General features: G+C 64.3%; 21 protein-coding genes and 1 pseudogene. 8 read left to right on the plus strand and 14 right to left on the minus strand.

Annotated features, from left to right (window positions below):
* The 3 genes from QN358_RS08790 to QN358_RS08800 all read right to left on the minus strand — a co-directional run.
* The coding region (locus QN358_RS08790; protein ID WP_323512128.1) for an ice-binding family protein at positions 1–1,165 on the minus strand (1,165 nt) is incomplete at its 3' end.
* Between the two features lie 11 nt (positions 1,166–1,176).
* The gene (locus QN358_RS08795; RefSeq protein ID WP_323512129.1) at positions 1,177–2,727 is read right to left on the minus strand and encodes a polysaccharide biosynthesis tyrosine autokinase; all 1,551 of its coding nucleotides are present in this window, start codon (positions 2,725–2,727) and stop codon (positions 1,177–1,179) included.
* Between the two features lie 225 nt (positions 2,728–2,952).
* The gene (locus QN358_RS08800) at positions 2,953–3,909 is read right to left on the minus strand and encodes a helix-turn-helix domain-containing protein (RefSeq protein ID WP_136640221.1); all 957 of its coding nucleotides are present in this window, start codon (positions 3,907–3,909) and stop codon (positions 2,953–2,955) included.
* Positions 3,910–4,041: 132 nt separating this feature from the next.
* On the opposite strand from QN358_RS08800, the gene QN358_RS08805 reads away from it, so the two are divergent.
* Positions 4,042–5,067 (plus strand): helix-turn-helix domain-containing protein, encoded by a 1,026-nt coding sequence (locus QN358_RS08805; protein ID WP_323512130.1) that lies wholly within the window; start codon positions 4,042–4,044, stop codon positions 5,065–5,067.
* A gap of 18 nt (positions 5,068–5,085) precedes the next feature.
* Here QN358_RS08805 and QN358_RS08810 read toward each other — a convergent pair whose 3' ends face one another.
* The 7 genes and pseudogenes from QN358_RS08810 to rpsF form a co-directional block, all read right to left on the minus strand.
* Positions 5,086–5,382, minus strand: a complete 297-nt coding sequence (locus QN358_RS08810) for a hypothetical protein (protein WP_323512131.1) — start codon at positions 5,380–5,382, stop codon at positions 5,086–5,088.
* Complete coding sequence (locus QN358_RS08815; protein WP_136640218.1) at positions 5,379–6,026, minus strand: hypothetical protein; 648 nt, start codon at positions 6,024–6,026, stop codon at positions 5,379–5,381. Before QN358_RS08815 ends, QN358_RS08810 begins: the two co-directional genes overlap by 4 nt.
* 78 nt (positions 6,027–6,104) lie before the next feature.
* Positions 6,105–7,481, minus strand: a complete 1,377-nt coding sequence (dnaB, locus tag QN358_RS08820; RefSeq protein ID WP_136640217.1) for a replicative DNA helicase — start codon at positions 7,479–7,481, stop codon at positions 6,105–6,107.
* A 320-nt stretch (positions 7,482–7,801) separates the two neighbouring features.
* Positions 7,802–8,254 carry a 50S ribosomal protein L9 gene (gene rplI / locus QN358_RS08825; protein WP_136640216.1) on the minus strand — a complete coding sequence of 151 codons (453 nt, stop codon included), beginning with the start codon at positions 8,252–8,254 and terminating at the stop codon, positions 7,802–7,804.
* Between the two features lie 9 nt (positions 8,255–8,263).
* Entirely contained in the window at positions 8,264–8,527 is a 264-nt protein-coding gene (gene rpsR, locus QN358_RS08830) for a 30S ribosomal protein S18 (RefSeq protein WP_136640215.1), read from the minus strand.
* Between the two features lie 30 nt (positions 8,528–8,557).
* Entirely contained in the window at positions 8,558–9,088 is a 531-nt protein-coding gene (locus QN358_RS08835; protein WP_136640214.1) for a single-stranded DNA-binding protein, read from the minus strand.
* 188 nt (positions 9,089–9,276) lie between these two features.
* Positions 9,277–9,627, minus strand: a pseudogene (gene rpsF / locus QN358_RS08840) (30S ribosomal protein S6); the annotation flags it as partial.
* 163 nt (positions 9,628–9,790) lie between these two features.
* Here rpsF and QN358_RS08845 point away from each other — a divergent pair.
* Positions 9,791–10,990, plus strand: coding sequence for a glycosyltransferase (locus QN358_RS08845; RefSeq protein ID WP_323512132.1), 1,200 nt, complete (start codon positions 9,791–9,793; stop codon positions 10,988–10,990).
* On the opposite strand, the gene QN358_RS08850 is transcribed toward QN358_RS08845, so the two are convergent.
* Positions 10,965–12,389 carry a CCA tRNA nucleotidyltransferase gene (locus QN358_RS08850; protein ID WP_136640211.1) on the minus strand — a complete coding sequence of 475 codons (1,425 nt, stop codon included), beginning with the start codon at positions 12,387–12,389 and terminating at the stop codon, positions 10,965–10,967. The genes QN358_RS08845 and QN358_RS08850 overlap by 26 nt on opposite strands.
* Positions 12,390–12,479: 90 nt before the next feature.
* On the opposite strand from QN358_RS08850, the gene QN358_RS08855 reads away from it, so the two are divergent.
* Positions 12,480–14,816, plus strand: coding sequence for a DUF6049 family protein (locus tag QN358_RS08855; RefSeq protein ID WP_323512133.1), 2,337 nt, complete (start codon positions 12,480–12,482; stop codon positions 14,814–14,816).
* Positions 14,809–16,425: a murein biosynthesis integral membrane protein MurJ gene (murJ, locus tag QN358_RS08860; protein ID WP_323512134.1), complete on the plus strand. Its 1,617-nt coding sequence runs from the start codon at positions 14,809–14,811 to the stop codon at positions 16,423–16,425. The genes QN358_RS08855 and murJ overlap by 8 nt, the downstream gene beginning before the upstream one ends.
* Here the strand turns inward: murJ and QN358_RS08865 are convergent.
* Positions 16,417–17,220, minus strand: a complete 804-nt coding sequence (locus QN358_RS08865; protein WP_323512135.1) for an alpha/beta hydrolase — start codon at positions 17,218–17,220, stop codon at positions 16,417–16,419. The genes murJ and QN358_RS08865 overlap by 9 nt on opposite strands.
* 112 nt (positions 17,221–17,332) lie before the next feature.
* On the opposite strand from QN358_RS08865, the gene trxB reads away from it, so the two are divergent.
* From trxB to QN358_RS08885, 4 genes are all read left to right on the plus strand, one after another.
* Positions 17,333–18,292, plus strand: a complete 960-nt coding sequence (gene trxB / locus QN358_RS08870) for a thioredoxin-disulfide reductase (protein WP_136640207.1) — start codon at positions 17,333–17,335, stop codon at positions 18,290–18,292.
* 94 nt (positions 18,293–18,386) lie between these two features.
* Positions 18,387–18,713 carry a thioredoxin gene (gene trxA, locus QN358_RS08875; RefSeq protein WP_136640206.1) on the plus strand — a complete coding sequence of 109 codons (327 nt, stop codon included), beginning with the start codon at positions 18,387–18,389 and terminating at the stop codon, positions 18,711–18,713.
* A 130-nt stretch (positions 18,714–18,843) separates the two neighbouring features.
* Complete coding sequence (locus QN358_RS08880) at positions 18,844–20,166, plus strand: PLP-dependent aminotransferase family protein (RefSeq protein ID WP_136640205.1); 1,323 nt, start codon at positions 18,844–18,846, stop codon at positions 20,164–20,166.
* 2 nt (positions 20,167–20,168) lie between these two features.
* Positions 20,169–21,143, plus strand: a complete 975-nt coding sequence (locus QN358_RS08885; RefSeq protein ID WP_323512136.1) for a D-alanine--D-alanine ligase — start codon at positions 20,169–20,171, stop codon at positions 21,141–21,143.
* Between the two features lie 16 nt (positions 21,144–21,159).
* On the opposite strand, the gene QN358_RS08890 is transcribed toward QN358_RS08885, so the two are convergent.
* Together QN358_RS08890 and QN358_RS08895 are read right to left on the minus strand one after the other, a co-directional pair.
* On the minus strand, positions 21,160–22,137 hold the full coding sequence (locus QN358_RS08890) for a ParB/RepB/Spo0J family partition protein (RefSeq protein WP_323512137.1): 978 nt from the start codon (positions 22,135–22,137) through the stop codon (positions 21,160–21,162).
* A complete protein-coding gene (locus QN358_RS08895; RefSeq protein WP_136640202.1) occupies positions 22,130–23,041 on the minus strand; it encodes a ParA family protein in 912 nt (303 codons plus the stop codon). Before QN358_RS08895 ends, QN358_RS08890 begins: the two co-directional genes overlap by 8 nt.
* Positions 23,042–23,216 lie beyond the last annotated feature (175 nt).

Genomic DNA, 23,216 nt, shown 5'->3' on the forward strand with positions numbered 1-23,216 from the left:
AGATGTGTATAAGAGACAGGGCCGTGACGTTGCTGATGGTCACGTCGGCGATGGTGGTGAGCAGGCGGCCCACAACAGTAGCGCCCTCACCCACGGTGATGGCGGCGCCGCTGAGAGCTGTGCCGTAGAACGTGGCCACGCCGCCGATGTCGACCGCCCCCACAGACACCCAGAAGATATTGGCGGCCGATGCGCCATTCTTCAGAATCATCGAACTGGCCGCTGCCGTCGTGATGGCGCCGTCGCTCTGAATGATGAACGAGGCAGTGGGGTCTCCCAACGCATCGAATTTCAGAGTGCCGGTGAGGCCGAGCGCTGCCGTCTGGTGATAGACGCCGGGGCTCAGGGTGAGGCCTCCCATCTGTGCCGCCACCAGAGTCGCCGGCCCCGCCGCCCGAGCCGCGGCGTAGGCCGACTCGGTGTCGGTCTTCGCCTGGGCGTTCTGCGCGCTGGTGCCCTTGACGGCCACCACGGGCGGGATGTTCGTGTACGGCCCGTTCTCGACGCCGACCAGCCCACCGTTGAGTTTCGAGGCGGTTCCGACAACCGTCAACGCACCCTTGGCCAGAATCAGGTACGAGGCAGCCTCACCCAGCGCGATTGAACCGGGTGACGCAGTGGTCACGAACGGCAGCGACACGGCGTTCGAACCCGCGGTCTGCGGGGAGAGCTGCGCCGTCGAGCTGCCGCTGTAGGCGGCCTGCACGCCCTTGGTGACAGTCCAGGTTCCGCTGTAGAGATCTGAACTCGCGCCCGCGGCGAGGCCTGCTCCGAAGACGAAGACAAAGTCGTTGGCGTCTGCGGTCATGCTCCAGCCGCCCATCGTGGCCGGGCCCATGTCGTCAGTGAGTCCCGAGAAACCGGTGAGGCGCGAGACCCACACCGAGAGCGGGCCGGTCGCCACAGCGCTGGGGTTGGTCAGCTGCAGCGTGAAGGGTGAACTACCACCGCCGCTGGGGATGCTGCCGAGGTTGTCTGCGGTTGCCGCGATCTGAACGGCCGACGGGCCACTCGCCGCCATAGCGGGGCTCGCCACCGCCAGAGCGATCACGGGTACTGACCAGGCCGCCGTGGTGAGAACAGCGCGACGGCCGATAGGGCCGAACCCGCGTGGGGCGTCTGCAGATTCGGGAGCATCCGGGCTCTGGTCAAAAGGCCTCGTCACGGTGGTCATCCCTAGAGTGAGTGTGCGTGGGAGCGTGAGGTGGAGCGGGTGGCTGAGTGGGTGGCTGAGTGGGTGCCGCTCTGCTCGACTTCGCGCTCGCTTCGACTCGCGGCAGCGGTGGCTGCGCTCGTGGTCCGCGCAGTCGACTCGGCAACGTAGGAGCCGTAGTAGTAGCCGTAGCCGCGGCCGTTCGCGGCACCGCGCGGTACGCGGTTCAGAATGAGGCCGAGCACCTGACCGTTGGTCTTCGCGATGTTCGCGAGTGCCAATTCGAGTTCGTCGATGGTGGTCTTGCCTGCCGATGCCACGATGATGGCGCCGTCGGCGATGGTTGCCAGAATCGCCGCGTCGGTGACGGGCAGCAGGGGCGGTGCATCGATCAGAACCATGGCGTCTTTCGACAGTTCACGCAGCAGGGCTTCCATGCCCCTGGTGCCCAGAAGCTCACTGGGGTTCGGAGGAATGGCACCGGCGCCGAGCACCGAGAGATTGCCGCTGGTTCCCCAGTGCTGAAGCAGGTCGTCGATCTCGGCGCTGCCGATCAGAAGATCTGTCACCCCCACCTCGGCCACCAGGCCGAAGGCGGCCGCAACGGAGGGCTTGCGAAGGTCGCCGTCGACGACGATCACCTTCTGCCCTGAAGCGGCGAGAGCGACCGCCAGGTTGGCCGTGACTGTCGACTTTCCGTCGTTCGGCGACGGGCTGGTCACCACAATCACCCGCGGCGGGTTGTCGACGTGCATGTACCGCAGGTTCGTGCGGAGTTCACGAAACGCTTCGCCCAGTGCATAGTCATGCCTCGTCGGCGTACCGATCGGCGCGGCATCTGGGTCGGGCAGTATCCGATTCAGGTCGGTGAGACGGCGGTCGACCGGCAGCTTGCCGATGACCGACAAGCCGAACTTCTCTTCGACGGCGGATGCGCTGCGGATGCACCGATCGAACACATTGCGAACAAACGCATAGAGCAGGCCCAGAACGAGGCCGATCAGCCCACCGATCACCACTGCGAGCCTCACGTTCGGCCACACCGGCTCAGACGCGACAACGGCCGATTCGACCGGCACCAGAAAAGTGATGGGTGTGGCCGCGGCGGTGCCTGTCGTCGAGCTCTGTGCAAGCGCCTCGTTTTCAATGATGGCGATCTGTTTCGTCATCCCGGTGATCCACGCGTCAGCCAGTTCCTTCGCCTGTGTTCCCGTTGCCGCCCGCGCCGTCACGTTGAGGGTAGGCGTGTCTTTGATGTTCGTGACCGTGATCGACTGCACGAGCACCTCGGGCGTCGTCGCCAGGCCCAGCTGGGTGATCACCAGTTGAGCGACCGCTCGCGACTGGCCGATGCCCACGAATGTCGTTGCCTCAGACTTAGCCAGTGAATCAGAGGCAAGAGTCGCGCCGATGGTGTTGTCGGAAACCAGCTTGACGATGCCGCTCGAGTTCGCGTTGTAGACCCGAGTCTGAACGAGGCTCCAACCCCAGGCCGCACACGCACCGAGAATCACCAGAAGCACGAGAGCTATCCAGTGCGCGCGGATCACGCGCACATAGTCGTGGATAGTCATCGTCACCTTTCGCTGCGAGCGCCGAATAGTCGGTTCGCTGCACAGCGCCGGCAGCAGATAGAGAGTAGGGGTGAACCGCCGAAAAGCTTCGCTCAGGGCACTAAGGGAGGTCAGCTTGCCGCTTCTGGCACAGAACGTCGTAGAAACCCCCCACTCGGGGGCATCCGCCCTAGAATCAGGCGACGTTACAAAATCCACTCGCCAACATCACCGTGGTGGGGCACTCTATGGCCGGGTCGAGCTGCGATAGGAGCTCATGCTGACGCCGTATTTGCGCCGAAAGGCGCGGGCCGCCTGATCTGCACCGGTAAACCCCGCACGCACCGAGATGTCAGCGAATCTGTTGCGGTTCGATGGGTCAGTCAATGCTGCCGCGATCAACTCGAGCCGAGTGTCACGAATGAGCTCTGCGATGCTCACGTTCTCTGCTCCGAAGATGCGATAGAGGCGACGCAGGTCGACACCGGTGTCGTCGGCTACGTCGCGGGGGCCATAACCACGAGTCGAGGAATGTGCTGCGATCGACGAAGCAGCGGCCGCGAGCACTGAAGAATCGCTGGTCGGGCCGCGCTGACGAGAACCGAAATTCTCGACCAGCAGTCCTGAAATGAGAAGCAGAAGCTGTTGTTCGAGCTGTTTGGCCTCAACGCCGTTCGGTGTATTGATCGAGGCCGCGATCGCTTCGACGAAGGCGAGGGCCGAACGGGTGAGAACGGAGTCGGGCAGCGCTGTCGCTGTCACGTTCTTGAGCGTGCGCACCAGGCCCAGCGGCAGCGCGAGCGATGGGCTGGTCACCGAGACGAGAGAGACCCGCCCGCCAGCCGAGTAGTGATAGGTGGCACGCGACCTGAGGGCGAAGAGCGTTCCGGTCGGGGCGCGAAGCACGCGGCCGTCTTGGTAGACCGTCACAGCCCCCGAGCGAACGAAGATCAGACTCACACAATCGCGGTCGTCGGTTGCCATGAGTTTTGCCGTGCGCGCACCGCGATGGCGCGACGCGTCGAGTACGGCGAGGTCGACCGAACCGAGCGAAGAGACAATGAGTGCGGCCGAGAATGTCGACGCATCGCGTGCGCTGAGCTCGGCGTGGTTCGCGAACATGCCCGTTGCCGCGCTCACACTGACCCGCGAACGAACGCGCCAAGGAATCTCTGGAACGATTGCTCGGTGAGTGTCACTCATTATGGGCACATGATATCCCTTAGCTTCGATAGTCAGCCCCGTCGCAGTGATTGAAGACGACTTTGCGTGCCACACCCGACTTTGCGTACGAACGTTTTCGCGCGACGTGTGCTGTGTGGCGATGATAAGGCTATGCCCAATGTCAGGCAGTTTCGTGGCGCAGCGGGTGCCGCGCAGATGTCGCCAGAGGCGACCTGCACCGCACACACCCCAGCGACGTTTGCGGCGACCCTGACGACGGTGAAGTCAGCTTCGGTTGAAATCGCCCAGGTCGATGCCACCGCCTATGGTGCCAAACGCTCTCTGGCGCAGGTGGCAGCCGTGCCCGTCGACTTTGTTCGACTGATCATTGTTCTGCGCGGCGCCCTGCGCGTGCGGCAAGACGGCCGAACGAACATTGTCGATGCGGGCGCCGCGACGCTGGTTCGAACTGACGCACCGTATCAATTCGCTCTGAGCAATGAAAGCTCGATGGTGGTGGTGAGCGTGGCCCGCCCCCTGACCACCCCTCACGCACGTCGACATCTGCGCTCGGTGACCGCCGAGGTGATCTCAGATTCGATGCTGGTCGAGACCATTCTCGCCTTCGTTCGCCCGCGCCTCGACCGGCTGAGCCTGGTGGATCGCGCCGCGCCAACGGCGTTCGAATCGGTGGTGATATCGTCTCTGAGCGCCATCATCAGCAGTGCGATCGTCGGTGGCGACCCGTCAGGGAATGACCCACATCACGAGCCCGCCAGCATGCCGACGAGCTCCGCGGCACCGATTTTCGATGCCGGCACCACCACGGCCTCTGCCGCCGCGAGTGCACAACTCGTATCGAGCGCCACGACCCTGCTGATCGATCGCATCCGCTCGCCCGACCTCACAGCGGCCAGTCTGGCCGCTGACCTCGGCGTCAGCGTGCGCAACCTCTACCGCGCATTCGAGGCTGCGAACATCAGTGTGGGCGATCTCATTCGCTCGACCCGGCTCGACATGATCGCGGCGAGGCTCCGCGTGCACTCCGACAACCGAACCCTCGACCAGCTTGCGCGCGCGTACGGCTTTCGATCTGCCGATGTGTGCGCCAGAGCGTTCAAGTCACGCTTTGGAATGACGATGACGGCCTACGAACTGGCACGACCCCGGGTTCGATCGGGTTTCGCGGCTCTGTGATGGGGCTAGACGGCCTGATCAGTGGCCCTTGGGGCCCGGCCCGAGGTAGGGGCGGGATGCACCGCCAGTGCCTGCCTCGTCGTCGTCGTTCATCTCCTGGGTCTCGGCCTCGTTCGGCTTGAACGTCAGCGCGAACATCGCCGTGATGACAAGCGAGACGATGAACGCGATGCCGAAGAAGATCACCGCCAACAGGGGCTGGCGGGTCGACAGCAGCACCGTGAGCCCGACGAACGCAGCGAGTATCGCTGAGATGACGACGAGCTCGACAGGCTTCAGCACTTCGCGGCGGGTGGGGGGAGTGTGATCGGTCACGATGTCGTCTCTTGGTTCAGCGATTCTGTGGTTCGGGGTGCGGTACCGGATACGTGCCGCGTGGGTTGCGGCCCCCAGCGAAGCGAAAGACCGCCGATCACGAGGTAGAGGCCGAGCATCACGGCGTACCCGCCGAACAGCCCAATCGCCGTCACGACATCGAGCGGGATGACCAGAAAGACCAGTGCGAGCAGAGCGGTGAAGACACCGGCGGCCAGCCAGTCTTTTGCCAGCAGTCTCTGCTCGACGACAGCCGAGTTGCGCGAGCGCAACCCGCTGTACAACTCGATGAAGCCGGTGAGCGCCCCGAAAAGGCTCACCAGGTAGAGAAAGAGCGGTACTCCGCCGGTGTTGAAAACAAGGGCAGCGGCACCCAGAACGACCCCGATGAGGCCCTGCAGCACGAAGAGCCGCCGCGTCAGTCGCTCGACCACGAACCGAGCCGACAGACCGGCCACGAACAGGCCCGACACCACGGCGTAGCTGCCGAAGACGAAGAGGCTCACCTGCGACGAGTGATTTTCGGTGAACGTGAGGTAGGCGGCAACCACGAAGGCCGGAATGGCACGCGCGACCGGCACACCCCAGTAGGGCGAACGCCCTTGCGTGCGGTTCTGCTGGATGCTCACCAGGAGGGGCCTCATTTCAACGAGATGACCCTCTATTGTACGGCTCGCCACCTGAGTGCCGGCTCGCCTCGGAGCTTCACGCACCGAGAGCACTCAGGCGTGTGGCATGTCTGCGAACCGCGAGAAGTGGCCGTGGAAACCCACCGTCACGGTGGCCGTCGGGCCGTTGCGGTGCTTGGCGACGATGAGGTCGGCTTCGCCCGCGCGCGGGTTGTCTTTCTCGTAGGCGCTCTCGCGGTGCAGCAGAATCACCATATCGGCGTCTTGCTCGAGCGAACCACTCTCTCGCAGGTCTGAGAGGGCCGGTTTTTTGTCGGCTCTCTGTTCGGGCCCACGGTTCAGCTGTGAGAGGGCGATCACCGGAACCTGCAGTTCTTTGGCCATCAGCTTCAATGCACGTGAGAACTCGCTCACCTCTTGCTGGCGCGACTCTACGCGCTTTCCCGAGGTCATCAGCTGCAGGTAGTCGATGATGACCATCTTCAGCCCAACCCGTTGCTTCAGGCGGCGGCACTTGGCCCTGATTTCGACCAGCGTCATGTTGGGGCTGTCGTCGATGTAGAGCGGCGCGTCGTTGATGCGGCCACGTGTCGCAGCAATTGTCGTCCAGTCACGGTTCTCGACGGTGCCCTTGCGCATGTTCTGCAGGGGAACAGATGCTTCGGCCGACAACAGTCTCATGGCGATCTCGCTGCGGCCCATTTCGAGCGAGAAGAAGATCGAGGGCATGTCGTGTTTGATCGAGGCGGCGCGGGCGAAGTCGAGCGCGAGCGTCGATTTTCCGAGCGCAGGGCGTGCGGCGACGATGATCAGCTGCCCGGGGTGCAGCCCGTTCGTCAGCGAGTCGAGCTCAGCGAAGCCGGTCGGCACACCGGTCATCTGACCTTCGCGGCCTTTCGCCGCCTCGATCTCGTCGATGGCAGCGCTGACGGCCGTCGTGAGCGGAACGTAGTCTTCGACCTCGGTGTTGCCGTTCACGGCGTAGATCTCGGCCTGCGCGTTGTTCACGAGATCCATAACCTCGCCCTCGCTGGCATAGCCCATCTGCACAATGCGTGTGCCCGCCTCGACCAGCCGGCGCAGGATGGCCTTCTCGGCCACGATCGAGGCGTAGTATCCGGCGTTCGCGGCAGTGGGCACGAGACCCGTCAGGGTGTGCAGGTACTCAGCCCCGCCCGCGCGAGTCAGTTCACCCGACTTGGTGAGCTCATCTGTCACCGCGATCACATCGGTCGGCTCACCGTGCGAATACAGATTCAGAATCGCATCGAAGACGAGCTCGTGCTTCGGGATATAGAAGTCGGCGCCGCGAACAACCTCGACGACGTCAGCCACCGCGTCTTTGCTCAGCAGCATGCCGCCGAGGGCACTCTGCTCTGCGAGCAAATCGTGGGGCGGGGTACGCTCGTGGCCCCGGCTCTCGCCGCCGCCTCGCTGGTCACTCGTCAGACCGAGATGCGCAATCGACACCCGAACTCCTTACGTCTGGTACCTGTTTATCGGGGCCCACTGACATCGACAAATTGGGCTGTGGATAACTCTGTGGAATAAATCGGCGAAACGCCGCGTCTCTTGTGCAGAACCTGTTGAAACCGATGTGGATAACAAACGACTTTTTACGCCAAGCTAGCCGCTGATCAGGTTATTCACATTTCCACAGGGTGTGGATAATCGAATGTTTAGACCGCTGCTTGAATGTTGAACCAATCCACAGACCTGTGCACAAAAAGCTTGACAACGGGCGCGAAAAAGGGAGCCGTGCCGAAGGCACGACTCCCTTTAGGGGGGTACTACTTTGCAGCTACCACCTGAATGGTGATGGTGGCGCTGAGATCTTCACGAAGGCGAATCGACGCCTCGTGGGTACCGGTCACCTTGATGGGCGAAGTGATCTCGATCTTGCGCTTGTCGAGCGAACCGAAACCGGCAGCCGAAACCGCGTTGGCGATGTCGCTCGTCTTGACCGAACCGAACAGACGACCCTCTTTGCCGGCTTTGACGCTCAGCTTGACGGTGTTGTTCTCGAGAACCTGCTTGAGGTGCTGCGCTTCTTCGATCGTCGCGAGTTCGCGAGCGGTGCGGGCAGCCTTGATCGATTCGATCTGCTTTTCGCCGCCGCGGCTCCACGTCACCGCGAAGCCCTGGGGAATCAGGTAGTTGCGTGCGAAGCCGTTCTTGACCTCGACGACGTCACCAGCTGAACCGAGGCCGGAGACCTCGTGGGTGAGAATGAGTTTTGACATTGTGAGTTCCTACCTGCCCGAACCGGCGTAGGGCAGCAGGGCCATTTCGCGGGCATTCTTGACTGCACGGGCGATGAGGCGCTGCTCCTGAACCGAGACGCCGGTGATGCGGCGTGCGCGGATCTTTCCGCGATCGGAGATGAACTTGCGCAGGGTGTTGACGTCTTTGTAGTCGATGACGCCGACGCGAATCGACTTCGCCGGGGCGGCATTCTTGCCGTCTTTCCCCTTGCGGATCGGCTTGCGGCGGTCGCCGCTGCTCTTTCCAGCCATGGTTATTCTGCTTTCTGAAGAATGTGAAGTTTAGAAGGGGGTTTCGTCGCTGTAGCTGCCCGGAGTGTTCCAGACATCAGCGGCGGCACCTGAGGAGTTCGCCGAGGCAGGGGCACTTGCGGCCCACGGCTCGTCGCCACCGTTGCTCTGGCCACCACCGACCTGGCCTCGTTGGCCGCCACCGGATGCTCCCGATGACGACGCACGAGTGACCTGCGCCGTGGCGTACCGGAGGCTGGGGCCGATCTCGTCGACCTCGAGCTCGATCGAGGTGCGCTTTTCGCCCTCTTTCGTCTCGTAGCTGCGCTGACGCAGGCGCCCGGTCGCAACGACGCGAGAGCCCTTCGTCAGCGAGCCGGCCACGTGCTCGGCGAATTCACGCCACACGCTTGCACGAAGAAACAGCGCTTCGCCGTCTTTCCAGTCATTCGACGCACGATCGAACGTGCGAGGAGTGGAAGCGATGGTGAAGTTGGCAACGGCCAGCCCGTTCTGCGTGTAACGCAGTTCGGGGTCACCGGTGAGGTTGCCCACCACGGTGATGATCGTTTCGCCAGCCACGGTGACTACTCAGCGGGAGCGGCAGCAGGGGCCGGGGTGGCCTCGGTTGCAGCGGCGTCAGCAGCAGGCTTGGTCGTTGCAGCCTTGACAGCAGCGGCAGCGCGAGCGGCCGGAGCGACGGGTGCAGCAGCCTTGGCGGTGCTCGAAGAGGCCGGCGCGCTCGAGGCGGCAGCGGGTGCCGACTTGGGTGCAGAGGCGGTCTTCGGGTTGGCGGCCGCGCGGGCTGCCTTCTCTTCGGCGCGCTTTGCGGCTTCGGCAACCTGTGCCATGGCCTCTTCGGCGCGAAGCACCTTGGTGCGCATGACGGCTTCAGAAAGCTTCAGCTGGCGGTCGAGCTCCTTGGTGGAGTCTGCCGTAGCGGTCAGCTTGACGACGGCGTAGATGCCTTCGGTCTTCTTGTTGATCTCGTAAGCCAAGCGGCGACGACCCCAGATGTCGACGTTGTCGACAGTGCCACCATCTTTGCGGATGACGTTGAGGAACTTGTCGAGGCTCGGAGCCACGGTGCGCTCATCGATTTCTGGATCGAGGATGACCATGAGTTCGTATTTGTGCGTCACTAACCCACCTCCTTTGGACTAGATCGGCCACAGAATTTCTGTGGCAGGAGGGTGTGTGCATACGTCGGCACCCGCGTGGAAGATCTCCACTGAGTACAGACAACCTATAGAGCCTAACAGAAGCACCGGTAGAGTGACAGACGTGAGCGATCTGCGAGTGGCCCTGGTGTCACTTCATACGTCTCCGCTTGCCAACCCGGGCTCGGGGGATGCCGGGGGTCTGAACGTCTATGTTGTCGCGCTCGGCGAGGCTCTGGCCCGCCAGGGCGTCGAAGTCGAGCTCATCACGCGCTCATCGAGCGAAGACCAGCCGGCCACCGAATACACGGCAGGCGGCCTGCCCGTGCGCTTTCTGAAGGCCGGCCCTCCGCGGGTCGTACAGAAAGAGGAGGTACCCGCCGTCATCGGCCGGTTCCAGTCGGCCCTCGCCGAGCTGCCGCGTTTCGACGTGCTGCACTCGCACTACTGGCTGTCGGGTCTCGCCGCGCTGCCCGTGGCTGTGATGGAGAGCATCCCGCACATCCAGACCCTGCACACCGTGGGGGCCGTGAAGAACGCCGAACTGCCCCCCGGTGACGAGCCCGAGCCCGAGAGCCGGTTGAACGGTGAGCGGCTGCTCGTTGCCAAATCGCTCACCACCATTGTTTCGACCAGCGCCGAACAGGATGCCCTCATCGAGTTGTACGGAGCCCAGGAGCCCCGCATCCGCATCATCGAGCCTGGTGTCGACGGCGCACTGTTCCACCCCCTCTCCGGTCTCCCCGGGCCGGCGCGCCCCTTTCTCGTGCAGCTCGGCCGGTTGCAGCCGCTGAAGGGGCACGACCTCTCCATTCGGGCGCTCGCGCTTCTGCCCGAGCACCTGCGCCCCGACCTCGTCATCGCCGGCAGCGCAACGCCCGGCCAGGAGCACTACGCCACCGGGCTCGCCGAACTCGCCGCGTCACTCGGTGTCGCGTCGCGCGTGAACTTCACCGGAACGCAGTCGCGCGCGCAGTCGGCCGCACTGCTCCGCGAGGCCTCGCTGGTGCTCATGCCCTCGCACTCCGAGACCTTCGGGCTGGTCGCGCTCGAGGCGGCCGCGTCGGGCACGCCGGTGATCGCCTTCGACACCTCAGGCCTGCGGTCAAGCGTCGCCGACGGCGTCAGCGGCATACTGCTGGCGAGCCGTCAACCGAGCGACTGGGCTGCTGCGATCGGCGCACTGCTCGAGCATCCGGCAACCCTCAGGCGGCTGTCGAACTCGGCCGCCAAATTCGGGGCACGGCACACCTGGGAGAAGACCGCCAAGGCGACGCTTCGCGCGTACCGAAGCGCGGTCAGCGCGTCGACCACCACTCGGTGAGTCGGCGGGTGGCCTCTTCTTCGCCCAAGGCACCCTCTTCGAGTCGCAGCTCGAGCAGAAAACGGTAGGCCTCGCCCACCTCGCGCCCCGGCGAGAGGTTCAGGATGCCCATGATCTGCTCCCCGTCGAGGTCGGGCCTGGTCGAGTCGAGTTGCTCCTGCTCTGCGAGCTCAGCGATACGCGATTCGAGGTCGTCGTACGCGAATGACAGGCGATCGGCCTTTCGCACGTTGCGAGTGGTGACATCGGCGCGCACCAGCATGTGCAGTCGTTCGAGCTGGCTGCCGGCGTCACGCACGTAGCGTCGCACGGCCGAATCTGTCCACGCACCGTCGGTGTAGCCGAAGAAGCGCAGGTGCAGCTCGATGAGGCGCGCGACGTCGGCAATGGTCTCGTTGTCGTAGCGCAGCGCGCGCAGGCGCTTTTTGGCGAGTTTCGAACCGACAAGATCGTGGTGGTGAAACGAGACCACGCCGCCCGGTTCGAGTCGGCGGGTCGCAGGCTTTCCGATGTCGTGCAGCAGCGCGGCCAGGCGCAGCGTCAGGTCGGGTTCTTCGCCGGCGTGGCGTTCGTGCTCGAGGTCGATGGCCTGCTCGAGCACGGTGAGGCTGTGCTGGTAGACGTCTTTGTGATGGTGGTGTTCGTCGATCTCGAGGCGGAGGTCGGGCACCTCTGGCAGAACGTACGCCGCCAGTCCGCTGTCGACCAGCAGCTCGATACCCCTCCGAGGTTCGGGTGAGCGCAGAAGCTTTGACACCTCTTCATTCACCCGCTCGGCCGAGATGTTCTCGATGCGCCCGGCCATCTCGCCGAGCGCCACGCGGGTCTCCTCGTCGACGTCGAAACCCAGCTGCGCGGTGAACCGCACGGCCCGCATCATGCGGAGGGGGTCGTCGCCGAACGAGACCTCGGGGGTAGAGGGAGTTCGTAGCGTGGAGGCGAGCAGATCATCCATGCCGCCCGATGGGTCGACCAGAATCTGGGCGGGCAGGGTGAGGGCGAGGGCGTTGACCGTGAAGTCGCGGCGCAGCAGATCGGTTTCGAGCGACGTGCCGAACTCGACAGCGGGTTTGCGGGTGACCTGGTCGTACGTGTCGGAGCGATAGGTGGTGATCTCGACCGTCTCGCCGCCGATGCGGGCGCCGATGGTGCCGAAGGCGCGGCCGATGTCCCAGTGGGCATCGGCCAGCGGGGCGACGATGGCCAGAATCTGGTCGGGGGTCGCGTCAGTGGTGAGGTCGAGGTCGTGCACCGCTCGGCCGAGAAACGCGTCACGCACCGGCCCACCCACCAGAGCAAGCTCGTGACCGGCCGCCGCGAAGGCTGCCGACACCACCGAAACGGGCGGTTTTGTCGCCAGTTCGGCGAGGGCTTTGAGGGAATCCGCGACCGATTGCACCTTGACACTGTACTTGGCCGACCTCTTCTTTCGTGCTGGCTCCGGCTCGCCTGAGCGAGCCCCCAGCCGCAAGACCCTAGAATCGGGCGTATGGAGCGGTCAGTGTATTCGGGCGTTCATCGCCGCCTGAAACTCCCGTTCGGGCAGGGCGGCGCCGCGCAGGCTGGCCGGTTCGGGGCCTCGTTCGTGCTGGCCGCGGGCCTTCTGTTGGGCTCGATCGCCGGCGGCGGTGCCGCGCTGGCCGACGACACCCCGGCCCCCACTGCGTCTTCGACAGGCTCGGCAGACAGCGCGCCGACAAGCTCGGCCGCAGCCGACCCCGGGTCGGTCACGCTCACCGTCGCGCCCGATGACGCGGGAACCCTCGCCGCGGGCCAAGACCTCGGCATCACGGTGGCCCTGGCCAACACCACGGCCCACAGCGTGCCCGCGGGAGCGATGCACGTGTGGCTCGACCGCACCCCCCTCAGTACCCGCAGCACTCTCTCGGCGTGGCTCGACCCGGCCACCGCTGTCAGCCAGGCCAAAGACAGCGTTGCAGTCGACGTGGCGACCCCCGCCGCGGCCGCCGGCCAGACGGTGAGCCTTCGCGCGGTGATTCCCGCGGCCCAACTCCGCCTCTCTGCGTGGGGTGCGTACGGCATCGAGGCGTCCCTGGCGGCAGGCCAGAGCGTCGTCGGTTCACGCAGCGTCGTCGTGTGGTCAGTGGGTGCGCCCGCTGTAGAGGCCTCGCTGGGTGTCATCATGCCGCTCACGGTGCAGCCGAGCAGCTCGGGCCTGATCAACGCCGCAGACCTCGCGAGCGCCACCAGCGAGACCGGGGTTCTCACCAAGAAACTCGACTCGAGCCTCGGCCGCCCGATCACACTCGCCATCGACCCCATGGTCATCGTTTCGATCAGGGTGCTCGGTACGGCGGCTCCACAGTCGGCGCTCGACTGGCTGGCCCGCCTGGCCGCAGCACCCAACGCGACCTTTCCCCTCACCTACGCCGACTCCGACCCGGCCGTGCAGCGCGCGGCTGGTGCGCCGAACGTGCTGAGCCCCATCTCGTTCTCGTATGCGCTCTCGAGCGCGAACTTCCAGTCGCTGCCGAGCCCCGACCCGTTCGCCCTGCCCGGGCAGGCGGTTCCTCCCGCCGCGGGTACCGGGGCCGCCGCGGGCGCCGCAACAGCTGCCGGCACGCCCGCGAGCCCTGTACCGACCCCCTCAGCCACTCCCTCGGCCGGGCAGCTGCCGAGCCAGAGCGACCTGACCTCGTGGCACTACACCCGCACCGACATCGCGTGGCCGCAGTCGGGCACAGCGAGCACTGCCGACCTCGACTTCTTCGCTGCGAGCGGCATGCCCACGAGCATCCTGAGCTCTGACAATCTGACTCAGCCCGATTCGAGTGTCGTTCCGAACGCTGCCTCGAACGTGGGCGACAAGCGGGTGATCGTGCTCGATTCGTCAGTCAGTACCGCCCTGCAGAGTGCCGCCGATGCGGCCAACGAGGTGCCGCGCGATGCGGCTCTGGCCGCGGTCTCCGCCACTCTCGCCGTCATCACGGCCACCGCCCCCGCGGGCACGACACCGACGGTTGTCGCGAGCCTCGGCCGGGCCGAACCCGCCTCCACGTTCGGCGTCAGCCGAGCCCTCGACACAGTGGAGGCGCTGCCCTGGGCCGTCGAACGCCCGCTGGCCGAGGTGCTGAGCACCCCCGGCAAGGGCGTGAGCATCAGTGACAGCCCTGAACCCGCCGACTGGGTGGCGAACGTGGCCACCATGATTCAGACCGAACGTGACGTCAGTGGATTCTCTGTGGTCGCGCCGAAGCCCGAACTGATCACCGGCAGACAGCGTGTGAACCTGCTCGCCGTACTCGCCCAGTCGTGGTCGACTGACGTCGATGACCGAACGGCCGCGGCTGCCGACTATGCCAAGGCCTCGACGACCCTGCTCTCCTCGGTGCAGATCGTCGACGGCAGCAACATCAACCTCGTCGCGGCTGACGCCAATGTGCCGGTGCTGATCAGCAATGCCCTGAACCAGTCGGTCACCGTCTCGCTGCACGTCACGCCGTCGAACGGCCGCCTCGTGGTCGAACCGAACACCATCGAGGTGACGGTCGCGGCGAACTCGCAGAAGACGGCCCAGGTTCCCGTCAAGGCATCGGTCGCATCGGGCGAGGTGAGCCTGCGGCTCGAGCTCTACAACTCGGGCGGTGTGTTGGTCAGCAGCGCCGCGCCGAAAGAGATCAACGTGAGCGCCGACTGGGAGGGCATCGGCACCCTCATCGTGGCCATCGTCGCCGGCGCGTTTGTGGTGTTCGGCGTGGTGCGCGTGGTGCTTCGGCGTCGCAATGCCCGCACGGCCGCTCAGCAATCGACCCCCGAGCCATCGGGCCCCGAGCCGTCGACACCGGATGCCCCCTCCCATGACTGAGCGCAGCATCGGCCGCTCGAGCGCGCTTCTGGCCGGCGGCACCATCGCGTCGCGCATCCTCGGCTTTCTCAAGGCCATCGTTCTCATCCAGGCCATCGGCACCTTTGCCAGCGCAGACGCGTTCGCCGTAGGAAACCAGCTGCCGAACACGATCTATGTGATCGTCGCCGGAGGCGCCCTCAGCGCGGTACTCGTGCCCCAGATCGTTCGCAGCGCCCGGCACAGCGACGGCGGAACCGCGTACATCAATAAACTCGTCACCATCGCGCTACTCGTGCTGGCCCTCGCGGCCGCGGTGGCCACCCTGTTCGCGCCCCAGCTCGTGGGCCTCACCTCCTCGTTCGGCCCAGAGAAGGCGGGGTTGGCGACGGCGTTCGCCTATTGGTGCCTGCCGCAGATCTTCTTCTACGGCGTCTACACGATTCTGGGCGAGGTGCTGAACGCACGCAATTCGTTCGGGCCGTTCACGCTCGCCCCCATCCTGAACAACTTCGTCGCGCTCGGCGGCCTCATCGTCTTCATCGCGATCTTCGGCTCCGACCCCGACTCGCTCAGGCAGGTCTCGTGGTGGAGCCCCTCGGCGATCGCCGTGTTGGCGGGTACCGCAACCCTCGGCATCGCCGTGCAGGGCCTCGTGCTCTTCGCGTTCTGGCGCCGTGTGGGCCTACGCTACCGCCCCGACTTCCGCTGGCGCGGCGTCGGGCTCGCGGCCACCGGCAGGATCGCCGGCTGGTCGTTCGGCATGATTCTCGTCACCACCGCGGCCGGAATCGTCGAGACCCGCGTGGTGTCGACAGCGTCAGGTGTCGACAGCCCCTCGGTGGCAGCCCTCGGAAACGCCTGGCTTGTCTTCATGCTGCCGCACTCGGTGGTGGCCGTGTCGATCGCAACCGCGTACTTCACCCGCATGAGCGAGAGCGCCGCGGCGGGTCAGTTCGAGAGGGTGCGCCGCGACATCGCCGCGTCGATCCGCCAGATCACCGTGATCATGGTGCTCGCCGGTGTCGTGCTCATGGTCGTGGCCTACCCGTTCGGCCGCGTCATGTCAGACACAGCCGGCGGTTCGGCGGGCATCGGTGACGTGTTGCTTGCCTTCCTCGTGGGCTTGCCTGCCTTCAGTATTCTGTTCGTGCTGCAGCGTGCCTTCTTCGCCCTTGGCGACACACGAACGCCGTTTCTCACCACCATCTTCCAAGCGGTGATCTTCACCATCGGCAGCCTTCTGGTGCTGGCGTTCGTGCCGAAAGACCAGGTGGGCGTCGGGGTTGCACTGATGCTGTCGTTCGCCGGCATTCTGCAGGCCGTGCTGGTGGGCATCCTGCTGCGGAGAAAACTCGGTGGGCACGCCCGCCGCACCCTCGTCAGTTTCGCGAAGGATGCCCTGGCCGCGCTACCCGCGACGGCCGTCGGCATCGTGGTGTTCGCTCTCTTCGGTGGTATCGACGACGGCAGTTTTGCGCTGTCAGGGCGTTTTCAGTCGATCGTGACGATGGCGGTGGTCGGGGTGGTGATGGCTGCGGTCTACGCGGGCACGCTACGGCTGCTGCGTTCGTCGGAGCTCAGCGACGCGCTCGTGCCGATCCTCGCGCGGCTGCGCCGCTCACGCTGACGCGCGGTCGACGCTCGCCAGAAACTCGCGCACAGGCTCGATGACTCCGGTCGACGGCCGAAGGGTGTCGCCGTGGCCGCGGCCCGGCAACGCCACGAAGCACGCATTCGGCATGATGGCCGCCGCGTGCTCTGAGTCGAGGTAGCGCTGCCGGTCATCCGTGCCCGCCAGCAGCAGTGTGGGGGTCGAAATGGCCCGGATGCGCTCGTCGTCGAGCCCCGGCTCGGCCTCGACCTGCCGAAAGTAGGCGCGGATGGCTTCGCCGTCGTTCGCCAGGAAAGCCGCGGTCGTGGCGGGGTCGAGGGTGATGCCGGCACTCTTCTCCCAACCGTCGACGAAGGCGCGCATGCCGCCCGATCCCAGCGCGGCGTCGTAATCGTCGAAGAACAGGGCTGCCACACTGCCGGCTGGCGTTCGGTAGGTTCCGCCCGCCGAAACGAACGACAACAGGCGCTCGGGGTGACTCGCGGCGAGCGAGAAGCCGGCCCTGGCCCCGAACGAGTACCCCATGAAGTGCGCCCGGTCGACGCCCGCGGTATCGAACACGGCCAGCAGGTCATCCAGTACCAGCTGCATTCGATAGTCGGCCTGCCGATGCGGCTTGTCGCTCAGGCCGTGACCACGCAGGTCGACCAGAATCAACCGGTACTCGTCTCGCAACGCCTTCACGTAACCGAAGCCCCGCCAGATGGCCCGCGACAGGGCCGAACCGTGCACCAGCACGAGCGGAACACCGTCACCAACCTCGGTGAACGCTATGCGCGTGTTGTCGACAGGGTTGAAAGCTTCGCTCATGCTTACATCTTGCCCGGCCGCCTCGCCCACGGAATACCCGCCACGTAGGATGTGTTGAGGTGTTCAGTAACCACAATCGGTGCAGAGTGTGCCGCCTACAAGGAGCTTGTCGATGAGACAAATCATCATTATCGGGTCTGGCCCTGCCGGTTTCACGGCGGCCATCTACGCGGCTCGTGCCGGCCTTCAGCCCCTGCTCATCGCGTCGAGCGTCGAGGCGGGTGGCGAGCTCATGAAGACGACCGAGGTCGAGAACTTCCCCGGTTTTCCCGAGGGCATCCAGGGCCCCGACCTGATGACCCGCCTGCAGGAGCAGGCCGAGAAGTTCGGCACCGAGGTTCTGCTCGACGACGTGACGAGTGTCGACTTCTCCGGTGACATCAAGAAGGTGACCACCGGGTACAGCGGCGACTTCGAAGCGCAGGCCGTGATCTTCTCCACCGGTTCGGCGTACCGCAAGCTCGGCATCGACGACGAAGAGCGTCTCTCCGGGCGCGGGGTGTCGTGGTGTGCCACCTGTGACGGGTTCTTCTTCAAGAAGAAGAACATCGCGGTCATCGGCGGCGGCGACTCCGCAATGGAAGAGGCGACTTTTCTCACCCGGTTCGCCGACAAGGTCACCGTCATCCACCGCAAAGACACGCTGCGGGCATCCAAAATCATGCAGGAGCGCGCGTTCGGCAACGAGAAGATCGACTTCGTGTGGAACGCGGCCGTCGTCGGCATCGACGGTGAGAACTCGGTCGAAGGGCTGCGGCTCGAAGACACCGTCACCGGCGAGCTGAGCACGCTGCCCGTACAAGGGCTTTTTGTGGCCATCGGCAACGACCCCCGCACGCATCTCGTGCACGGCCAGCTCGAGCTCACCTCGGCGGGCACCATCGCCGTCGCTGGTCGCTCGTCGAAGACCAACATCGCCGGCGTGTTCGCTGCCGGTGACGTCATCGACGACACGTACCGCCAGGCCGCCACCGCGGCTGCCTCCGGAACGGTTGCCGCCCTCGACGCCGAGCACTACCTCGCGGGTTTAGAACAGGCTCGGCTGGCAGCTGAGCTCGTCAGCGCCTCCTGAGGCGGCCCGCCCCTCCCCCTTCAGGCGGCGCACCCCGCTCTGCCTGAGATCACCATCGTTCCCCGCTTAACCTGAGATTTGAAAGAGAGCCATCATGTCAACTGCATCAGCCGTAACCGATGCCAGCTTCGAAGCTGACGTTCTGAACTCCGACGAGACGATCCTCGTCGACTTCTGGGCCGAGTGGTGTGGCCCGTGCCGCGCCGTGTCACCCATCCTCGACCAGATCGCGGCCGAGCACTCCGACAAGATCAAGATCGTCAAGCTGAACGTCGACGACAACCCGCAGATCGCCGCGAAGTACCAGATCACCTCGATTCCGGCCATGAAGGTCTACCGCGGCGGCGAGGTCGTCAAGACCATCATCGGCGCCAAGCCGAAGGCCGCCCTCGAGCACGACCTGGCCGACTACCTCAGCTGAACCGCTTCTCGCGGGCTGTGACGGGCACTTCTCGCTCACAGCCTCCGGCACCTGGGTCCGAGCCACTTCTGGCTTCGGGCCCTTTTGCTTTTCGATACCATAGAATTTCGCCTCTCTTCTGGAAGTGCACGTGAGCAGCCAACCGACTCCACCGTCAACAGGAACAAACCTCGACCCCTGGTACAACACCTACGCCGACAGGGCCGCCGGCCTGTCTGTGTCTGAGGTTCGAGCCCTGTTCGCCGTGGCCTCGCGGCCCGAAGTCGTCTCCCTTGCCGGGGGAATGCCCTACGTCTCTGCTCTGCCCCAAGATCTCGTGGTCGACGCCATGAACCGTGTGATGGTCGAGCAGGGCCCCATTGCCCTGCAGTACGGTTCGGGCCAGGGCGTGCCGAAGCTGCGTGAACACATCCTCGAAGTGATGGCTCTCGAGGGCATCAGCGGCAGTGTCGACGACGTCATCGTCACCACCGGCTCGCAGCAGGCACTCGACCTGGTCACCAAGCTCTTCATCAACCCGGGCGATGTGATCCTCGCCGAGGCACCCAGCTACGTGGGCGCCATCGGGGTCTTCCGCTCGTACCAGGCTGATGTCGAACACGTGCTCATGGATGACGATGGGTTGATTCCGGATGCCCTGCGAGACGCCATCGCCCGAGTGCGCCGTGACGGCAAGACCATCAAGTTCCTCTACACGATTCCCAATTTCCACAACCCGGCTGGCGTCACCCTTTCCGCACCCCGGCGCGAAGAAATTCTTCACATCTGCCGGTCAGAGGGCATTCTGGTACTTGAAGACAACCCTTACGGTCTGCTCTACTTCGATGGCCCGCCGCCGGCGCCCCTCCGCAGCACCGAAGACGAGGGCGTCATCTATCTCGGTTCGTTCTCGAAGACCCTAGCCCCCGGTTTTCGCATCGGATGGGCGATAGCACCGCACGCCATTCGTGAAAAACTCGTTCTGGCCGCAGAATCTGCAATTCTGTGCCCCAGCGCGTTCAGCCAGCTGGTCATCTCCGAGTATCTCGAGACCGCCGACTGGAAGAAGCAGATCAATACGTTCCGTGGGGTGTACGAAGAGCGCAAGAACACCATGATCGCGGCTCTCTCTGAACACCTTCCCGACCTTTCATGGACAAACCCCAACGGCGGCTTCTATGTCTGGGTCACCCTGCCCGACTACCTCGACTCGAAGCAGATGCTGCCGAGAGCGGTGAAAGAACTCGTGGCCTATACGCCTGGCACGGCGTTCTACGCCGACGGTGGTGGGCGCAACAAAATACGTCTGTCGTTCTGCTACCCCACTCCCGAACAGATCAGGCTGGGCATCCGGCGCCTCACCACGGTCATCAACGGTGAGATCGATCTGCTCGAGACCTTCAACGCCACCGGGCCGCTGCAGACCATGCGCCCCGAACGCAGTTTCACCGCCCCGCCACCGAACCTAGGCTGATCATGACTGAAGTTTCGCCTCACCGCACCGTCGTCGTTCTCGCCGGCGGCATCTCCCACGAGCGAGATGTGTCGCTCCGATCGGGTCGCCGGGTCGCCGACAGCCTCCTGAAGCGCGGGCACACCGTCATCGTTCGAGAGCCCGATGCGTCACTGCTCAGTTACCTCGCCGATACCACGCCCGACCTCGTCTGGCCAGCCCTGCACGGTGCCAGTGGCGAAGACGGCTCGCTACGTGCGCTGCTGGGTGCCCAAGGTATTGCCTACGTGGGCTCTGAGACGGCTGCGGCCCAGCTCGCCTGGCACAAGCCAACCGCCAAGGTGCTTGTCTCCCGTGCCGGCTTCAAAACACCCGACTCCATCACGCTGCCGCGCGAGACGTTCCGTGAACTCGGGGCCTCGCAGGTACTCGACGGAGTGCTCAAATATCTCGGCACGCCCGTCGTGGTGAAGCCGGCCATGGGCGGTTCAGCGCAAGGTGTCACGGTCGTTGAAATCGAAGGCGACCTGCCGCGCGCGGTCGTCGATGCGTACACCTATGGCGAGACGGCTCTCATCGAACGCAAGGTCGTCGGCGTCGAGGTCTCCGTCGGCGTGCTCGACACCGGCGACGGGCCATTTGCCCTTCCAGCAGTCGAAATCGTGCCCCGATCAGGGGTTTACTCTTTCGAGGCCAGATACAACGCGGGCGAGACGCAGTTCTACACGCCGGCGCGGCTCGACGACGAGGTGGCGTTGCGCGCCACCGAGGCGGCCCTGGGCATCCACCAAACCCTTGGCCTTCGCCACATCTCGCGCATCGACCTCATCATTGATGAGACAGGCACACCCTGGTTTCTCGAGGCCAACGTGCTGCCCGGCCTCACCGAAACCTCGCTTGTGCCGCAGGCCATCGTCGCTGCTGGGCTGAACCTCGGCACCGTCTATGAAGCACTCGGCGAGGTCGCCATCAGCGACCTCGCCCGCAGCGCTTCTTAGAGCGAGACCGAACGGTCTACTCGAACCGAGGGCGTTGCTGCGCCTGCTGACCAAAACCCGGGTCACCCATCTCGGTGAGAATGCGATTCAGGTCTTGAATCGTGGCGAAGTCGATGACGATCTGGCCGCGGCTGCTGCCGAGGCTCACTTTTACGCGAGTGTTCAACCGGTCGCCGAGACGCTCAGCGATTTCGTCGAGATGATCATTTCTGCGCCCCGCCGTGGGTCGTACCCGCTTGGCCCGAGGCGCCCGCGAAGCCACGGCCTCAGCTGCTCGCACAGACAGGTCTTCATTCACAATCTTGTCAGCGAGAAGGGCCATTTCTTCAGGATCGACGACCGAGAGAATTGCACGTGCATGACCGGCGCTCAGTACTCCGGCGGCAACGCGCTTCTGCACAGCCGTCGGAAGCTTCAGTAGCCTGATTGTGTTGGTGATCTGCGGGCGGGAACGCCCGATGCGGGTCGCGAGCTGCTCCTGCGTGATACTGAAGTCCTCCAGCAGCTGTTGGTACGCAGAAGCCTCTTCCAACGGGTTCAGCTGCGAACGATGCAGGTTCTCCAGAAGAGCATCGCGCAGCATATTCTCGTCGGCGGTATCTTTGATGACGGCAGGAATCGTTGCCAGACCGAGCTCTTTGCTCGCGCGTAACCGGCGTTCACCCATTACCAACTCGTACTGCTGGACTGCGCCCGTCTCGAGCGGCAGTTCCCGCACCACGATGGGCTGCAGTACCCCCACCTCGCGAATAGACTGCACCAGTTCGGCGAGGTCATCCGCATCGAACTCTATACGTGGCTGCTTTGCGTTCGGAACGATCTTCTGCGGGTCAAGGCTCGCCAGCTTTGCGCCGGGAACGGAGACCAGTTCACTCTCCCCCTCGCCTCGGTCGGCGAAGAACACGTCGACCGGGCTACCTGAGCGTGACTCCTCAATTGTCGGGATCAGCGCGCCAATACCGCGGCCAAGGCCGGTGCGTTTCGGGTTAGCCATGAATGAATTCTCCTCTGCGTGCAATTTCTGATGCGGCCTCGAGGTACGAAAGCGAACCGGGAGACTGCGGGTCATAACTGATGACGGTCTGCCCATAGCTGGGCGCCTCAGAGATCCGTACCGAGCGCGGAATCACAGCGCGAAGCGTCTCTTTCGGAAAATGTGTGCGCACATCGTCTGCAACCTGAGATGCCAGGCGAGTGCGGCCGTCGTACATCGTCAGAAGAATGGTGGAGACACCCAACTTGGGGTTGAGATGCCGCTCGATCAGCGCGATATTCGACAACAGCTGGCTCAGTCCTTCCAGTGCATAGTATTCGCACTGGATCGGGATCAATACTTCCCTGGCGGCGACGAATGCGTTTATCGTGAGCAGCCCAAGCGAGGGGGGGCAGTCGATGAAGACGTAGTTGTACGGCGCACCGACCTCAGCTTGGCGTTCCAAATAGCCATTCAGGCTCTCACGGAGCCTCAACTCGCGGGCTACGAGCGGTACCAGCTCGATTTCTGCGCCAGCAAGATGAATCGTCGCGGGTGCACAGTAGAGTCCATCGAATTCGGGGCTCTTCTGAACAACATCTTCAAGCGCGGCGTCGCGAATCAAGATGTCATAGACACTGGGTGTGTCCGCTCGGTGATCGACCCCGACAGCTGTGGATGCATTGCCTTGCGGATCGAGATCAACGACCAGCACTTTCGCCCCAGTTTTGGCCAGGGCTGCCGCAAGATTCACTGTTGTCGTGGTCTTACCGACCCCACCCTTCTGATTTGCGACAGTAAAAACACGCGTATTCGCTGGTAAGGGGAACTCTGCCAGTGCAATTGCCCTGCGCCGCTGGGAGAGATCGGCTATCTCGCGCGCCAGTGGCGTTGAGGCGTCGTATCCGACTGATTCGCTCGTCATTCGTTCTCTCTGCGATGTGTTCGGGGGATCTCTTGCAATTTGTGCGATTTATGCCATTTGTGCGTGCTGAATATGCTGAATATGCGACTGTGGCGGATAGCTTCAGACAGCTCTTGTTGTGTATGTTTCACGTGAAACACTCCCAATTTCGGCCAACGACGTCAGAGCCGTTGCG

It is taken from the genome of Subtercola sp. RTI3, from assembly GCF_035018625.1.
Classification (GTDB): domain Bacteria; phylum Actinomycetota; class Actinomycetes; order Actinomycetales; family Microbacteriaceae; genus Subtercola; species Subtercola vilae.

Coding starts and splice junctions, on each gene's coding strand:
- QN358_RS08795 (WP_323512129.1), bottom strand. CDS start 2,727: ATGACTATCCACGACTATGTGCGCGTGATCCGCGCGCACTGGATAGCT.
- QN358_RS08800 (WP_136640221.1), bottom strand. CDS start 3,909: ATGAGTGACACTCACCGAGCAATCGTTCCAGAGATTCCTTGGCGCGTT.
- QN358_RS08805 (WP_323512130.1), top strand. CDS start 4,042: ATGCCCAATGTCAGGCAGTTTCGTGGCGCAGCGGGTGCCGCGCAGATG.
- QN358_RS08815 (WP_136640218.1), bottom strand. CDS start 6,026: ATGAGGCCCCTCCTGGTGAGCATCCAGCAGAACCGCACGCAAGGGCGT.
- rplI (WP_136640216.1), bottom strand. CDS start 8,254: ATGTCAAAACTCATTCTCACCCACGAGGTCTCCGGCCTCGGTTCAGCT.
- rpsR (WP_136640215.1), bottom strand. CDS start 8,527: ATGGCTGGAAAGAGCAGCGGCGACCGCCGCAAGCCGATCCGCAAGGGG.
- QN358_RS08855 (WP_323512133.1), top strand. CDS start 12,480: ATGGAGCGGTCAGTGTATTCGGGCGTTCATCGCCGCCTGAAACTCCCG.
- murJ (WP_323512134.1), top strand. CDS start 14,809: ATGACTGAGCGCAGCATCGGCCGCTCGAGCGCGCTTCTGGCCGGCGGC.
- QN358_RS08865 (WP_323512135.1), bottom strand. CDS start 17,220: ATGAGCGAAGCTTTCAACCCTGTCGACAACACGCGCATAGCGTTCACC.
- trxB (WP_136640207.1), top strand. CDS start 17,333: ATGAGACAAATCATCATTATCGGGTCTGGCCCTGCCGGTTTCACGGCG.
- trxA (WP_136640206.1), top strand. CDS start 18,387: ATGTCAACTGCATCAGCCGTAACCGATGCCAGCTTCGAAGCTGACGTT.
- QN358_RS08885 (WP_323512136.1), top strand. CDS start 20,169: ATGACTGAAGTTTCGCCTCACCGCACCGTCGTCGTTCTCGCCGGCGGC.
- QN358_RS08890 (WP_323512137.1), bottom strand. CDS start 22,137: ATGGCTAACCCGAAACGCACCGGCCTTGGCCGCGGTATTGGCGCGCTG.
- QN358_RS08895 (WP_136640202.1), bottom strand. CDS start 23,041: ATGACGAGCGAATCAGTCGGATACGACGCCTCAACGCCACTGGCGCGC.